This is a genomic window from Luteimonas sp. 22616, from assembly GCF_052044325.1.
Classification (GTDB): domain Bacteria; phylum Pseudomonadota; class Gammaproteobacteria; order Xanthomonadales; family Xanthomonadaceae; genus Luteimonas.
Window position 1 is genome coordinate 2,062,450 of sequence record NZ_JBQEMW010000001.1, and the last position, 12,621, is coordinate 2,075,070.

The 12,621-nt window shown below is 65.8% G+C and carries 18 protein-coding genes; 5 read left to right on the plus strand and 13 right to left on the minus strand.

The genetic code is table 11. The features are described 5' to 3' along the window. Positions 1–42: 42 nt before the first annotated feature. Entirely contained in the window at positions 43–1,554 is a 1,512-nt protein-coding gene (locus ACTJIL_RS09535) for an FAD-dependent oxidoreductase (protein WP_440755278.1), read from the minus strand. 270 nt (positions 1,555–1,824) lie between these two features. Here ACTJIL_RS09535 and folE point away from each other — a divergent pair, with 270 nt between their 5' ends. Beyond that, on the plus strand, positions 1,825–2,451 hold the full coding sequence (folE, locus tag ACTJIL_RS09540) for a GTP cyclohydrolase I (protein WP_440755279.1): 627 nt from the start codon (positions 1,825–1,827) through the stop codon (positions 2,449–2,451). Positions 2,452–2,579: 128 nt separating this feature from the next. Here the strand turns inward: folE and ACTJIL_RS09545 are convergent, their stop codons facing one another. Both ACTJIL_RS09545 and ACTJIL_RS09550 read right to left on the minus strand, forming a co-directional pair. After that, on the minus strand, positions 2,580–3,248 hold the full coding sequence (locus tag ACTJIL_RS09545; RefSeq protein WP_440755280.1) for a helix-turn-helix transcriptional regulator: 669 nt from the start codon (positions 3,246–3,248) through the stop codon (positions 2,580–2,582). A gap of 7 nt (positions 3,249–3,255) precedes the next feature. Beyond that, positions 3,256–3,963, minus strand: a complete 708-nt coding sequence (locus ACTJIL_RS09550) for a hypothetical protein (protein WP_440755281.1) — start codon at positions 3,961–3,963, stop codon at positions 3,256–3,258. A gap of 277 nt (positions 3,964–4,240) precedes the next feature. On the opposite strand from ACTJIL_RS09550, the gene ACTJIL_RS09555 reads away from it, so the two are divergent. The 4 genes from ACTJIL_RS09555 (at position 4,241) to ACTJIL_RS09570 (ending at position 7,346) form a co-directional block, all read left to right on the plus strand. Continuing rightward, on the plus strand, positions 4,241–5,077 hold the full coding sequence (locus ACTJIL_RS09555; protein WP_440755282.1) for a helix-turn-helix transcriptional regulator: 837 nt from the start codon (positions 4,241–4,243) through the stop codon (positions 5,075–5,077). Positions 5,078–5,191: 114 nt separating this feature from the next. Further along, entirely contained in the window at positions 5,192–5,329 is a 138-nt protein-coding gene (locus tag ACTJIL_RS09560) for a hypothetical protein (RefSeq protein WP_440755283.1), read from the plus strand. After that, positions 5,326–6,321, plus strand: a complete 996-nt coding sequence (locus ACTJIL_RS09565) for an alpha/beta fold hydrolase (protein ID WP_440755284.1) — start codon at positions 5,326–5,328, stop codon at positions 6,319–6,321. The genes ACTJIL_RS09560 and ACTJIL_RS09565 overlap by 4 nt, the downstream gene beginning before the upstream one ends. Then, positions 6,318–7,346 (plus strand): saccharopine dehydrogenase family protein, encoded by a 1,029-nt coding sequence (locus ACTJIL_RS09570; RefSeq protein WP_440755285.1) that lies wholly within the window; start codon positions 6,318–6,320, stop codon positions 7,344–7,346. Before ACTJIL_RS09565 ends, ACTJIL_RS09570 begins: the two co-directional genes overlap by 4 nt. 92 nt (positions 7,347–7,438) lie before the next feature. Here the strand turns inward: ACTJIL_RS09570 and ACTJIL_RS09575 are convergent, their stop codons facing one another. From ACTJIL_RS09575 to ACTJIL_RS09620, 10 genes are all read right to left on the minus strand, one after another. Next, positions 7,439–8,134, minus strand: coding sequence for a DUF998 domain-containing protein (locus ACTJIL_RS09575; RefSeq protein WP_440755286.1), 696 nt, complete (start codon positions 8,132–8,134; stop codon positions 7,439–7,441). Further along, positions 8,131–8,637 carry a YybH family protein gene (locus tag ACTJIL_RS09580; protein ID WP_440755287.1) on the minus strand — a complete coding sequence of 169 codons (507 nt, stop codon included), beginning with the start codon at positions 8,635–8,637 and terminating at the stop codon, positions 8,131–8,133. Before ACTJIL_RS09580 ends, ACTJIL_RS09575 begins: the two co-directional genes overlap by 4 nt. A gap of 158 nt (positions 8,638–8,795) precedes the next feature. Next, entirely contained in the window at positions 8,796–9,248 is a 453-nt protein-coding gene (locus ACTJIL_RS09585) for a YybH family protein (RefSeq protein WP_440755288.1), read from the minus strand. A gap of 472 nt (positions 9,249–9,720) precedes the next feature. Continuing rightward, positions 9,721–10,194, minus strand: coding sequence for a hypothetical protein (locus ACTJIL_RS09590; RefSeq protein WP_440755289.1), 474 nt, complete (start codon positions 10,192–10,194; stop codon positions 9,721–9,723). 76 nt (positions 10,195–10,270) lie between these two features. Beyond that, positions 10,271–10,621, minus strand: a complete 351-nt coding sequence (locus tag ACTJIL_RS09595; protein ID WP_440755290.1) for a VOC family protein — start codon at positions 10,619–10,621, stop codon at positions 10,271–10,273. 72 nt (positions 10,622–10,693) lie between these two features. Continuing rightward, the gene (locus tag ACTJIL_RS09600) at positions 10,694–11,077 is read right to left on the minus strand and encodes a nuclear transport factor 2 family protein (protein ID WP_440755291.1); all 384 of its coding nucleotides are present in this window, start codon (positions 11,075–11,077) and stop codon (positions 10,694–10,696) included. Positions 11,078–11,155: 78 nt separating this feature from the next. After that, positions 11,156–11,545 (minus strand): VOC family protein, encoded by a 390-nt coding sequence (locus tag ACTJIL_RS09605; RefSeq protein ID WP_440755292.1) that lies wholly within the window; start codon positions 11,543–11,545, stop codon positions 11,156–11,158. 67 nt (positions 11,546–11,612) lie between these two features. Further along, on the minus strand, positions 11,613–11,837 hold the full coding sequence (locus ACTJIL_RS09610) for a hypothetical protein (RefSeq protein ID WP_440755293.1): 225 nt from the start codon (positions 11,835–11,837) through the stop codon (positions 11,613–11,615). Between the two features lie 31 nt (positions 11,838–11,868). After that, the gene (locus ACTJIL_RS09615; protein ID WP_440755294.1) at positions 11,869–12,231 is read right to left on the minus strand and encodes a hypothetical protein; all 363 of its coding nucleotides are present in this window, start codon (positions 12,229–12,231) and stop codon (positions 11,869–11,871) included. A 61-nt stretch (positions 12,232–12,292) separates the two neighbouring features. Next, entirely contained in the window at positions 12,293–12,607 is a 315-nt protein-coding gene (locus ACTJIL_RS09620; protein WP_440755295.1) for a hypothetical protein, read from the minus strand. Positions 12,608–12,621 lie beyond the last annotated feature (14 nt).

Below are 12,621 nucleotides of genomic sequence, written 5' to 3' on the forward strand. Positions count from 1 at the left end.
CTCCTGCATGCATCCGTGTGCATGCATGCGGGCTTCTCGCGCTCAGCGCCCCAATCCGGCCTCGATCGACAGGTTCTCCAGATCACGCCCCACCGACGCCGCGGCCACCAGCTTTCCACCTTTGTAATAGCGCGCAGTGAAGTCGCGCGCGGACAGCTCGCCGTCGATCCGGATCTCCTCCCAGCCGGCCATGTAGCCGCTGCAGCGCAGCTCGACGCCCTGGTGGTGGGTCCAGAAGAACGGCACGTCGGTGAACGCCTGCGCGGCACCCAGCATGTTCGCGGCCACGGCCTGCCCCTGGCGCTGCGCGTGCACCCAGTGCTCCACCCGCGCCCGCTCGCCGCCATGCAGGTAACGCGCCACGTCGCCGGCGGCAAAGATGCCGGCGGCCGACGCCTGCAACTGCGCATCGACCAGGATCCCGTCCTCCACCTCCAGCCCGGCCGCGGCGGCGAGCTGCGTGCGCGGGGCGACGCCCACGCCCACGACCAGCATGTCGGCGGCGATCGTGGTGCCGTCGGCCAGCGTGAGCACCTGGCCGTCGAAGCCCGTGGCGGTGGAACGCAGGTGGAACACGACGCCCTGCGCGCGATGCAGGTCGGCGAGGAAGCCGCCCAGTTCGGGCCCGAGCGCGCGCGCCATCGGCACCTCGCCCGGCGCCACCACGTGCACCTCCAGGCCGCGCGTGCGCAGCGCCCCCGCGGCTTCCATGCCGATGAACCCGGCGCCGATGAAAGCGACCGAGCGCGCGTTCGCGCACGCGGCGATGATCGCGCGCGCATCGGCCAGCGAGCGCAGCGCGAACACGTTGGGCTGGTCGAAGCCGGGCAGCGACAACCGGCGCGGCTCGGCGCCGGTGGCGATCAGCAGCGCATCAAAGCCGAAGCGTTCGCCCGAATCGATGTGCACCTGCCGCGCGGCGGTATCGATCGCGGTGACCTCGCAGCCCAGGCGCAGGTCGATCTCGTGCCCGGCATAGAACTCCGGGCCCTGCAGCGGAATCCAGTCCTCGTCCGCGGTCCCGGCCAGGTAATCCTTCGACAGGTTGGGCCGGTCGCACGGCGCATCCGCATCGGCGCTCAGCATCGACAGGCGGCCGCTGAAACCAAGCTCGCGCAGCCGCTGTGCCGCCGCGAATCCCGCAGCGCCACCGCCGACGATGACGATGGCGCCGGGATCGACGCGCGGGCGCGGCGGCGACGCAGGCGCCGCATCCTCCTGCGCGCGCACGAACACGGCGTCGCCGACAGTTTCGACATGCCACGTCGCCAGCGCCGCGAACGCAGGCGCCCGCAACGCCGCGCCGCTGCGCAGGCTGAAACAGGCGTGATGCCACGGGCAGTGGACCTCGCCGTCGACCACCAGGCCCTCGCCCAGCGGCGCACCGTAATGCGTGCAGGTGCCGCTGACGGCGTGGCAACCGTCGTCCAGCCGGGCAAGCAGCACCGCCTCGCCATCGACGTGGCCTGCGAGCACGCCGCCGTGCGGCACGCTCGCCAACGGCACGCCCTGTCCCAGGTCCGGGCCGGGAGGAACGGAATCGGAATGTGCCATGGCCAAACTCCTCGAATGCACTGGGTCAGCACTTGTGGGTGAGCACTTGTGGGAGCACCCATAAGCGCGATTCGACTGCAATGAAGCATCGCGCCCACGGGCGCTCCCACAGTCGGGTCCCGCAGCGATGCGGTGATGATTCGAACCCGGATGATTCGAACCTACGCCGCATTGGATGACGCAGGCGTCATCAGGTTCCCGACTGCCGCCGGCGGGAACCTCGCGCGCACTGGCGCATCTGGTTGGATATCCCCACCCGAAGGCCGCGCCATGCTCGAAGACCGCCAGACCGCCACCGAAAACATCCAGGCGCTGCCGGACAGCCCGCCGCACACCCTGCGCCCCAGCCGCCAGGAAGCCGAAGCCGCCGTGCGCACGCTGATCCGCTGGGCCGGCGACCAGCCCGCGCGCGCAGGCCTGCTCGATACCCCGGCGCGCGTCGTGCGCGCCTGCGAGGAATGGTTCGGCGGCTACGCCCTCGACCCCGACCAGATCCTCGGCCGCAGCTTCGACGGCGCCGGCTACGACGACATCGTGCTGCTGCGCGACATCCCGCTGCGTTCCACCTGCGAACACCACATGGCCCCGATCCGCGGCGTCGCCCACGTCGCCTACCTGCCCCGCGAACGCGTGGTCGGCATCTCCAAGCTCGCCCGCCTGGTGGACGCCTACGCCCGGCGCCTGCAGATCCAGGAACGCCTGACCACCGAGATCGCCGACACCCTCGACCGCGTCCTGCAGCCGCGCGGCGTCGCCGTCGTCATCAGCGCCACCCACGACTGCATCGCCTCGCGCGGCATCGGCATGCACGGCGTGGCGATGGTGACGCGGCGGCTGACGGGGCAGTTCGAACGCGAGCCATGGCGGCGGGACATCCTCGACGCATTGGCGATTTGAGAGCGCGGCCCTGGTCACCAAAGGCTCCAACGACCCCTGTAGGAGCGGCTTCAGCCGCGAGCTTTTTGCCCTGATCCCGTTGGCCGAGAGCTCGCGGCTGAAGCCGCTCCTGCAACAGCAGGCTGCGGTCAGGTCCCGCTATCCGTCGCTGCCGCACCCCGCGCCGACTCCGGCCCGAGCTTGAACCGGCAGACATGGCCGCCGCGGACCATGCATTCCATGTGGTGGATGCGGCGCCCGGTCGCGGCTTCCATGTAGGCGATGTCGAACTTGCAGACCTGCGGATACTGGCTGGCCAGGCCATGGAACACGCAGTTGAACGCTTCCACCTGCCAATCGTCTCCATGCTGCGCCGGGACCGCCTCGTAGCCGAGCGCATCGAGCCTCTGCGCCAGCGCACGCGCCAGCGCCTCGCTGCCGTCGGCCTGCAGCGGGACCTGCGTGGCCGCCACCGTCGCGCCGAGTTCCTGCAGCAGCACGCCCACGTCCGCCTCGCCCATGCGCGCAAGCAGTTGCGAAATGAGCGCCGCCGAAATCGCACCGTAATTGCGCGGGAACAGCTCGCGGCCCTGCTCTGTCAGCGCATAGCGCGCCTGCGGCCGGCCGCCGGTGGGGCGCGGCCTGATTCGCTGCACCAGGCCGCTGACGATCAGCGTGGTCAGGTGCTGGCGCACCGCGTTGTGGCTGAGATGCAGGCACTCGCACAGCTCCTCGACACCGGCCCCGTCGCGGGCCATCAGCAGCTGCCTGAGCAGCCGCTGCCGGGTGTCTCCGAACTGCGCGAGCCCTTGCGCCATCGCGTCCTCAGCTGGCCTTGTCCGGGAACTGCTTGGCGATGGCCGCTGCCAGCGCGTCGGCAATCATGTCCATGTGCGTCTGCATCGCGGCCCACTCTTCCGCCTCGCCCGCGGTGTCGTCCGCCAGGATCAGGTTGACCTGCTGCGAATGGTGCGCACCGTGCGCCAGCATCAGGCCGTGCACCGTGTCTTCGGGCAGGTTGGGATTGGCGCCGGCGAGGAACTTGGCGATCGCGGCGGCATTGGCGTTGAGGTCGTCCATCGCCTTGGTCGCGCCGGCTTCGTCCTTGGCGGCGCGGGCATCGGTCATCGCCTTGACCGCGCCCCAGTGGCCGCCGAGCAGGGTCAGCATCTGGTCGCCGCCGGCCTGGCCATAGAAGCCGCCGACCGCACCGCTGATCTGCTTCGCGTTCTCCACCACCGCATCGGCCGCGGCGGTGGCGCCGGCCGCGTTGCCCGCGTGCACGGCCAGCGCGTAATCGCGGGCGTGGACGATATGGCCGTGCCACAGGTCGCGCATCGCCGCGTGCAACTGCGGCGCGGGGACGGCGGCGGCTTCGGCGGCCGGCGCGGCGTCGGCTGCAGCGGCCGGGGCTTCGGCCATGGTGTCGGTCGGCGTCGCCACGTCGGCGGTATCGGCCGGCGGAGCGGCCTGGTTGCAGCCGGCCAGCGCCAGCGCGATGGCGAGGCCAAGGGGTTTGAATGAGGTGGACATGGGAGGGCTCCCGGAGACGTCGCGGGTTGCGACGGCCCATCCTGCGTCTCCGCAAACTATTCCACCAAAAGATATGTGTAAAGCATGTACAGCAAGGACTGCCGCGACTAACCCGGACCCGTAAACGGAAGCCCCGGCGAGCGGCTTCAGCCGCGACAGGCGCAGGAGCGCGCGACTGAAGCCGCCCCCGCAAGGGCTGGCGGCGCCAGGGCGTCGGCACCAGCCGCCGGCGGGCGCCGGCGCTAGACTGCGTGCGCCCCTCGCGTTGCGGCCCGTCATGCCGGAATTCAAAGTCGACCGCCTGTTCGACGCCGCCACCGTCTCGGTGAGCCGCGTGCTGTGCAGTGGCACCTGCCGCCACCGCAGTGCGGAGGAGTGCGCATCCTCGACGCACCTGGTGTTCCCGTACCGCGGCCTGTTCCTGCGTCACGTCGGCAGCGACCAGTCGGTGGCCGACGCCAACCACGTGCTGTTCTTCAACGCCGGCGAGGGCTACCAGGTCAGCCATCCGGCGGCCGGCGGCGACGCCTGCCTGTCCCTTGGAATTTCACAACCGCTGCTGCGCGAACTCGCGCCGGCCGCCCTGCTGCAGCCGCGCGACGAACCCGGCTTTCGCATGCAATCGCTGCGTATCGACGCGCGCGCTCAGGTGCTGGTCGCGTTGCTGCGCCACAGCCTGCAGCACGGCACGATCGAATCGCTGGAAGCCGAAAGCCTGGTGCTGACCCTGGTGTGCCGCAGCCTTGGCCCGCGCACCACGCATGCGCCCGGCGCGACGCATGCCCGGCGACGCCTCGTCGACCGCGTGAAGATGCTGCTCGCCAGCGACCTCGGCCGGCGCTGGACCCTGGCGCAGATCGCCGCCGAGGTCGGGGGCTCGCCGGTCTACCTCACCCAGGTGTTTCGCCAGGTCGAAGGCATGCCGCTTTACCGCTACCACCTCCACCTGCGGCTGGCGCGCGCGCTCGACCTCGTCGCGCAGTGCGAAGACGTTTCGGCGCTGGCGCAGGACCTGGGGTTCTCCAGCCACAGCCACTTCACCGCGGCGTTCAGTCGGGCCTACGGGCGCACGCCGACGGAGTTCCGCCAGGCCGCACTATCCAGGCACGCGTGAGCACGCCTGTCGGTCCGCTGCCGGCGATAAACAGCTAAAGATTCCGACAGCCACGCTGGCCCCCCGGTGGTCTCCTGTCCCTGCCCCGCGCCGGGGCATCACCGGAGACTTTCCATGAAAGAGAACACGTGCGCCGTCTGCGACTACGCGCTCGACGACAACGCCATCCAGGTCACCGTCGGCGGCCGCACCGTCGAAGTGTGCTGCGAGGAATGCGCACAGAAACTGCGCGAGGCGGAAGCGCGCGCATGAAGCGCCGTGCATTCCTGGGCGCATCGACGGGCCTGCTCGCAGCCTGTACGTCCGGCTTGCCGCATTGGGGAGGTGCCGGCCATGCCGGCACCTCCGGTGCAGCCTGGTTCCATGCGGCCCGCCGCCACGTTGCCACCCCGTTCGGCCGCATCGCCTGCGTCGAGCGCGGCAGCGGGCCGGCGGCATTGTTCCTGCACGGATTCCCGCTCAACGGCTTCCAGTGGCGCGGCGCGATGGCGCGATTGGCGCCGTACCGGCGCTGCCTCGCACCGGACTTCCTCGGCATGGGTTACACCGAAGTCGCCCACGGCCAGGACTGCGCGCCCGACGCACAGGTAGCGATGCTGGTGGCGCTGCTCGACGCATTGTCGATCGAGCGCGTGGACGTGGTCGCAAACGACAGCGGCGGCGCGGTCGCGCAGTTGCTGGTCGCGCGCCATCCCCACCGGGTACGCACCCTGCTGCTGAGCAACTGCGACACCGAGGTCGACTGCCCACCGCCGGCGTTGCTGCCGGTGATCGAGTTGGCGAAGCAGGGCCGCTTCGTCGACGACTGGCTCGGCGCATGGCATGCCGACCACGCCCTGGCGCGTTCGTCGGAAGGCATCGGTGGCATGTGCTACGCCGATCCCGCGCATCCCACCGACGAAGCCATCGATACCTATTTCGGCCCACTGCTGTCCACCCGGCGGCGCAAGGCCAACGCGCACGCCTATGCCATCGCACTGGAACGCAACGCACTGGCCGGCATCGGGCCCGCGCTGCGGCGTTCCCCTGTGCCCACGCGCATCGTGTGGGGCACAGCCGACACGATCTTCTCCACTGCCAGCCCCACGTTCCTCGACAACGCCTTCGGCGCCTCGCGCGGCGTGCGCCTGCTGGCGGGAAGCAAGCTGTTCTGGCCGGAGGAACGGCCGGACGTGATCGAAGAGGAAGCGCTGCGGCTGTGGCACGCGTCCGCCGCTGCATCCAGACAAGGCGAGCCACGATGAACACGCAACACCGCATTGCCGTGTACGGCGCGTACGGCCATACCGGCCGCTTCGTCATCGCCGAACTGCGCCGCCGCGGCTTCGTCCCGGTGGCCTGCGGCCGCGACGCCACCAGGCTGCGGGAGCTGGCCGCTGCGGCCGGCGTGGAAACACGGGTGGCTGCGATCGACGACGCCGGCGCGCTCGACGCCGCGCTCACCGGCACGGTCGCCGTCCTCCACTGCGCCGGGCCGTTCCTCGACACCGCGCCGGCGCTGCTGGACGCCGCCCTGCACGCACGCATCCATTACTTGGACATCGCGGCGGAACAACGCGCGGTGATGGACACATTCGCACGCGACGCGGACGCCAGGCGTGCCGGCATCACCGTGATCCCGGCGATGGCGTTCTACGGCGGGCTGGCCGACCTGCTCGCCACCGTCGCCCTCGACGGAGCGACCGACGCCGACGCAGTAGAGGTGTCTGTAGCGCTCGACGGCTGGCATCCCACGCGCGGCACCCGCATCACCGGCGAGCGCAACCATCATCCGCGCGTATACCGCGACGAAGGGCGCGCGTGCACGGTTCCCGATCCGGCACCCACGCGCACGATCGACTTCCCCGCCCCGTTCGGGCGCCAGGAGGCGATGCTGCTCCCGCTGTCCGAGGCGATCGTCCTTCCCCGGCATCTCGCCTGCCGCAGCCTGCACACATGGATCAACCTCGCGCCGCTGCAGGACCTGCGTGATCCGGACACCCCACCGCCGGTCGCCATCGACGACAGCGGCCGCTCCGCACAGCGCTTCGCGATGGCCGTCGACGTGCGGCGCCGCGGCGATCGCGTACACCGCGCCGTCGCAGCCGGCCGTGACATCTACGCCATCACCGCACCGCTGCTGGTGGAAGCGCTGGAACGCATCCTGGATGGTCGTGCCAGCGGGCATGGCGCAATCGCGCCGGGACAGGCATTCGATGCGCGGGATTTCCTCGCGGCGTTGTCAGCCGGGCCGATGCAGGTGACGGTCGACGGCATTCGACTTTGGTAACCCTGCGAGGTGACGGCTGCGAGATCCGCTATTGGCGCCAGATCCGTCCGCACCGTTCCCCGGACGTGCCCATTCGCGGCGGGCAATCGAGGTCAAGCGCGCCGCATGGAGCGAAAACAATTCAGCTTGAACGAATTGTCAGCCCACACCCTGGCGGGCTGGCGAACCCGCACAACCAGTGTCTGCGAAAACAAAACGAGCGACATCGCCAACGCGACGTCGAGGAGCCGCTGCAGCAGGCCTCTCCAGGGGGCCAGGTCAGGCTGGACCATGAGGGCGAACACGACCGGGAAGGCGATGCCGGTCAGGAGCATGAAGGCGCGCCGCAGCTTGAACGGGGTGAACCCGGATGCGAAGGACACCAACGCAATACTCACGCCCACCCCCAGGTACAGGATGATGGCAAGACCATTGTGCAGGTCCTGACTGAGCGAACCCTCGACAGGGCAGCCGGCATCGCAGGGCGCAATGACTGCAAATGCATAGGAAGCAGGCACCGACCACAAGAGCCAGAAGCCCAGACGGCTGATGCCGGACACCCGGGCAAGCGGCGTGGCGGAGACCAGGAAGGCCGACAACAGCACGGAAGTGGCAAGAAAGCCCGCGTAAGTGAGCGGGGTGGCCCAGGGCGTACCCGTCGCGTTGTATTCGCTCACGAAGTTGGACAACTGCGAATAACCGGGCTTTACGGCGCTTCCAATGAAGTAGAAGCCAGCCACATACACGATGGCGATGACCAGCAGCAGGCGGGTGAGGCGAGCTCTATCCATGGCTTCGACATCACTCATTCTGGCGAAGGTGTGTCCGGCACGTTCCGCTGCCGCGGCGACGCGTTCAAGTTGTCCATGTCCGAGAAGATCAGCCACGGCTCGCCGGGCGCACGACGCAAAGTGAGGGTGAACTTTCCTGTATCGCCTGGCGTACTGCCGTAACCGTACGCACCGATGATGTAGCCGACCGTGTCAGTCGTGGAAAAAGCGAGTGCACGCAACCGTAACGGGCCGCCCTCTCCTTGGCCTTCATAGGCGGCCTGGATCGCCGGGCGTCCACGGACTGGCGGACGGTTGCCTTGCAGCACGAACCCATCCTCCGCAAACAGCGAGGCAAGGGCCGCCGCGTCGCCCGCGCGCCACGCACGCTCATAGTCGCGGAGCACTCGATCCAGCTGAGGTGGCAATGCGACATCTGGAAGCTCTGTGCCTGCTGCTGGTTTGAAGGCGTCCTGCGCAGCAAGTGGGCCCGCCACCAGCATGAGGCCAACGGCGACAAAAGCGAGGATGGAATGGCGCATACGTCTCTGAATCCCATTAGCCAACAAGAATGCGAAGAACCTGATTACCGCCACGACGAAGCTTTCGATGTCGTGGGCAAGCTTGGATATCGACCTAACGCCTGAACCAAGCCGCTGCGCGAATCAGGTTCGACTTGAATGAATGGTTGGCTGCCACTCTACGGACCATGGTTCCAGGTGTCATAGACACACTTCCATTGCCCGTCGCTGTTGCGACGCCAGATGGCGACACCTCGACCCGTTTGGGTTTGAAGCTTTCCATCAGGCCCTTGGAACGTGAAGGAACTCTCGGCAGTGGTATAGCCCATGCTCCCGTCCGAACTGACAGAGGCATCCAGCGTCTTCCAGCTGATCTTGAACCCCGGCGTCTCAAAGCTCTGTTTGACGTAGTCCCGGATCGCGGCCTTGCCCGAGATGATGGGCGCGCCGGAAGGGACGATGACCGCATCGTCGGTCCAGTAAGCGACAACCTTCTCGACGTCCTTTCCTTCCGCGGCCGCCTGTGACCAGGCCTGGTCGGTCTCCATGAGGAGTTGCCGATCATCCTTTCCCTGGCCTGCCGCAACACCGCTCAGGAAGAGCGCAAGGAGCAATAGCATGGTGCTTTTCATGAATCCTCCACTGGCAGCTGACACCTGAATCAAGCCGCGCTGCGAAGTGGACTCGGCTTGAACGACTTGTCAGGCCGCAGCTGGTCGATGCCACCCTCTGCTGCCTGGACTGCCTTGGCCTATCCCCGAGGCGAACACTACCGCAGATGCGGGCGGGTCGCGATGCGCTACCACAACCACCGGGCCAGGCGCATCAAGAGGTCGCAGAGCCAGCCGAATACATTCGGGGCGAAACGAGGGAAGGCAAAGGACAGGATGGCGAACCCAACGATTGCCCCGACCAGACAGGAGAGCGGGAGTGCGCTGTCCGAGATTGGGGCAATCTGGCTATTGAGGAGCAGCCAGAGAAGGCCCATGAGAGGCACGGCGAACAAGAGCGATGCAAACGCAGCGGCCAAGCGCCCGCCAAACGTAAGGTCCGAATCGATACTTTGACGTGCCCTGCTACGTGACATGTGATCCGGCGCCCGAGTCAAGCCGACTTGCGAAGCGGGTTCGGCTTGAATGAATCGGCCGCTGTCTCCACGCGACCCCGCAAGACATACACAAGCGCTGCAAGTGGAACAGCCACTGCCGCCGATGTGGAGGCGATGTCTGCAACTGTGTGGTACTGCTGATGGAGCATGAGCAGGAAGTACGCCAGTACAGTCGCCGCCACGGGAAGCCGCAGCCCAGGAGAGCTGGCGCCAATGGCGGCTGCCAAGGCGAGCGCAACCGCAGAGTGGGTGCTGTAATCAAGCCCGGCCGAAGGCCACCACAGGAACGCGTTGTCGGCCCACATGAAGGAATAGGCGATTACAAGTGCGGACAAGCCGAGGACAAATCGCCAGAACGCCTGGCGCCATTGCCGAAAGATCGCAGACTGGCCAATGAGCGCGAGCCATGCCACGCCGAGCAAGGGCGTGTAAGCGTCAGCCACCTTGTCTAGAAGTTCGAATGAAGGCACGGAATACTCTCGAGGCAGCTAACGCCTGCCTAAGTCGGGCGGCGAAGCGAGTTCGGATTGAATGAATTCTTGGGCGTCACTTGGCTTGTCCGATCCACAGGCGATTACCGTCCGGGTCTTCAATGCGGAACTCGGTCATGTCGTAGAACGTTTTGTCCACCTCCGGAACGTCCAAGCCGTTTTCCCGGGCACGCCTGTGGAAGTCATGCAAGTTTTCCGGATAGAGATAGAGGACCGAAATCCTGGGAATGCCCGGATGAAGATTGATGGATTCATCGACCATAAGCCGGCAGTCGCCACAGCGAAGCATGGCCCAGCCCCATTCGTCGTTCCGGTTCTCAACCGAAAATCCGAGCTTCTCGTAGAACTCGACGCTGGCCGGCATGCTTGCAACGGGCTGCATTGGAACGAGACGCTCGAGACTCATGTGAAATCTCCTCGCGACGCCTGACGCCTGAGATCAGCCGCCGCGTGAAGCGGCTTCGGCTTGAATGAACTGTCAGCCACCGGGCCCGGAAGGAGGAAGCGGACAAACCTCCATTGCCTGTATCAAGCCATCCTTGATGGTGAAACGATGACCCACATGCTCGTCCGCAAGCACGGAACCAGCCAGGTCGCGCACGAGCTGATGCACGTCAACCAGAACCTGCGAAGCATCTTGAGGGTAGAAGGCACTGGGCTCAACGCGCGGATCAATCTCGCTCCACTGTTCGGTCCAGTAGGCGCGAATCTCTTCAGGCCCATGGACAAAACCGCCTTTGAACGCTTTCGGCCACTTCACGTCGGCCGTCATGAGGGTGAGAGCTGCATCGATGTCACGCGCGTTGAACGCCGCATACGCTGCGCGTAGCAAATGGAGCTCTTGGGCAGATTGATTTGGCATGAGTGTTAACCAGGAAATGTGGAGGCCCAACGCCTGAATTACGCTGTCCCGCGAAGCGGGTGTGGCTCGAATAAAGTGTCAGACCGCAGCCAGCGCACTGACCATGACGTAGTACCCGTCAGGATCGCGCAGCGCGAACTCGCTTGTGCCCGTGTTTGGATTGACATTAGGCTCCTCCTCAAGCTCCGCGACAAGGCCGCGTGCGCGATCAAGTGCTTGGTTAAAGTCATCTACGCGAAAGAAGAGAAGCAGCCCATTTCCAGGCTCTGCATGATCCGGGCTGGCGAGGGACGGATGCTCGTGGTCGCCCCACCGATGAAGGCAAAGCAGGACGGTCCCATCCGTATCGAGGATCTGCCCGAAATAGTCATGGGCGGGCTGCGTGGCAGCTTGCCCCAAGAGCGACTGATACCACGCCAAGCTGCGGGTAACGTCCGTGACGCCAATAATTGTCCACAAGCGCTGCATAGCTGCTCCTGCGACCTGACACCTTTACTAATCCGACCCGAGAAGCGGCTTCGGCTTGAATGAATTGTCAGGCCCCACCGTGACGGGTGTACCAGACAGAGATAAGCCAGAGAGCCGGTCCAAAGCTCCCGCCACAAGCCGACTGCTTTATATGATGAATTTCGCAGTCGGAATTCTGCACCAACCATTCATTGACCTTCTTCTCGAACTCCACGCCATTGCCGCCGCTATCACGAGCAACAAAGCCCTTGTCTCGCATTGGCGCTTGAATCCAAAACAGTTTGACTTGCACTGAAACCTCCTTTTGGGGCCTGGCACCTGAATCAAGCCGACCCGCGAAGCGGCTTCGGCTTGAATGAACTTCCAGGGGACATGCCGCGGCGCACGAGAGCAAAGAGCAGTAGCGTTGTGATTGCTGCCGACAAGAGAGCGGAAAGAAGCGGTGTGCCACCGAATTCCAGTAAGTTAAAGAGATCGCTTGGACGCAGGAAGATGCGGAAGAACGGTGAGAACAGGATCACCAGAGCCAAGCAGGCTTGAAGACAGAAGCAAGCCGCCATCCAACGGATGCGCCAACGTCGCCCGGTGAGCAATAGCCACTGAAGAATGAAAGCGACTGCGAATACGGGTAGCCACCACATGGCAAGTTGTGCCACGAGATCTATAGATGATGTATGGAATTCCATTCTTGCCTCCTGGCACCTGAATTAAGCCGACCCGCGAAGCGGCTTCGGCTTGAATGAATTGTTAGAGCGCACGGAACACATTGGCAAGCTCCCTGTCGGTGTTGGCTGTCTCCCACTTGGAAAGCCAGCATAACGCTATGCCGGAGCGCTCCGCGGTCTTTTTGAACAGTTCCAGTTGACCCTGTGTCGGCCGATAGTGCTCTGGGATGAAATGCAACAGCGCGGTCGGCTTGCGAAGCGAGAAGCCGGGCGCCAGTTCCTTGACCAAGGAACTCAATGTCTCGCGGACCCGAGAGAAATCTGGATCTCCGCGCGAGTTGTCGAGTGCGTAGCAATCACGCCGCGCCCTTTTGTCCTCACCGACCACGCGGCCCATGAAGTGATCCGGGA

Excerpts from the sequence above, each read along its gene's own strand:
- ACTJIL_RS09535 (WP_440755278.1), bottom strand. The coding sequence starts at position 1,554 with ATGGCACATTCCGATTCCGTTCCTCCCGGCCCGGACCTGGGACAGGGC.
- folE (WP_440755279.1), top strand. The coding sequence starts at position 1,825 with ATGCTCGAAGACCGCCAGACCGCCACCGAAAACATCCAGGCGCTGCCG.
- ACTJIL_RS09545 (WP_440755280.1), bottom strand. The coding sequence starts at position 3,248 with ATGGCGCAAGGGCTCGCGCAGTTCGGAGACACCCGGCAGCGGCTGCTC.
- ACTJIL_RS09550 (WP_440755281.1), bottom strand. The coding sequence starts at position 3,963 with ATGTCCACCTCATTCAAACCCCTTGGCCTCGCCATCGCGCTGGCGCTG.
- ACTJIL_RS09555 (WP_440755282.1), top strand. The coding sequence starts at position 4,241 with ATGCCGGAATTCAAAGTCGACCGCCTGTTCGACGCCGCCACCGTCTCG.
- ACTJIL_RS09560 (WP_440755283.1), top strand. The coding sequence starts at position 5,192 with ATGAAAGAGAACACGTGCGCCGTCTGCGACTACGCGCTCGACGACAAC.
- ACTJIL_RS09565 (WP_440755284.1), top strand. The coding sequence starts at position 5,326 with ATGAAGCGCCGTGCATTCCTGGGCGCATCGACGGGCCTGCTCGCAGCC.
- ACTJIL_RS09570 (WP_440755285.1), top strand. The coding sequence starts at position 6,318 with ATGAACACGCAACACCGCATTGCCGTGTACGGCGCGTACGGCCATACC.
- ACTJIL_RS09575 (WP_440755286.1), bottom strand. The coding sequence starts at position 8,134 with ATGAGTGATGTCGAAGCCATGGATAGAGCTCGCCTCACCCGCCTGCTG.
- ACTJIL_RS09580 (WP_440755287.1), bottom strand. The coding sequence starts at position 8,637 with ATGCGCCATTCCATCCTCGCTTTTGTCGCCGTTGGCCTCATGCTGGTG.
- ACTJIL_RS09585 (WP_440755288.1), bottom strand. The coding sequence starts at position 9,248 with ATGAAAAGCACCATGCTATTGCTCCTTGCGCTCTTCCTGAGCGGTGTT.
- ACTJIL_RS09595 (WP_440755290.1), bottom strand. The coding sequence starts at position 10,621 with ATGAGTCTCGAGCGTCTCGTTCCAATGCAGCCCGTTGCAAGCATGCCG.
- ACTJIL_RS09600 (WP_440755291.1), bottom strand. The coding sequence starts at position 11,077 with ATGCCAAATCAATCTGCCCAAGAGCTCCATTTGCTACGCGCAGCGTAT.
- ACTJIL_RS09605 (WP_440755292.1), bottom strand. The coding sequence starts at position 11,545 with ATGCAGCGCTTGTGGACAATTATTGGCGTCACGGACGTTACCCGCAGC.
- ACTJIL_RS09615 (WP_440755294.1), bottom strand. The coding sequence starts at position 12,231 with ATGGAATTCCATACATCATCTATAGATCTCGTGGCACAACTTGCCATG.
- ACTJIL_RS09620 (WP_440755295.1), bottom strand. The coding sequence starts at position 12,607 with ATGGGCCGCGTGGTCGGTGAGGACAAAAGGGCGCGGCGTGATTGCTAC.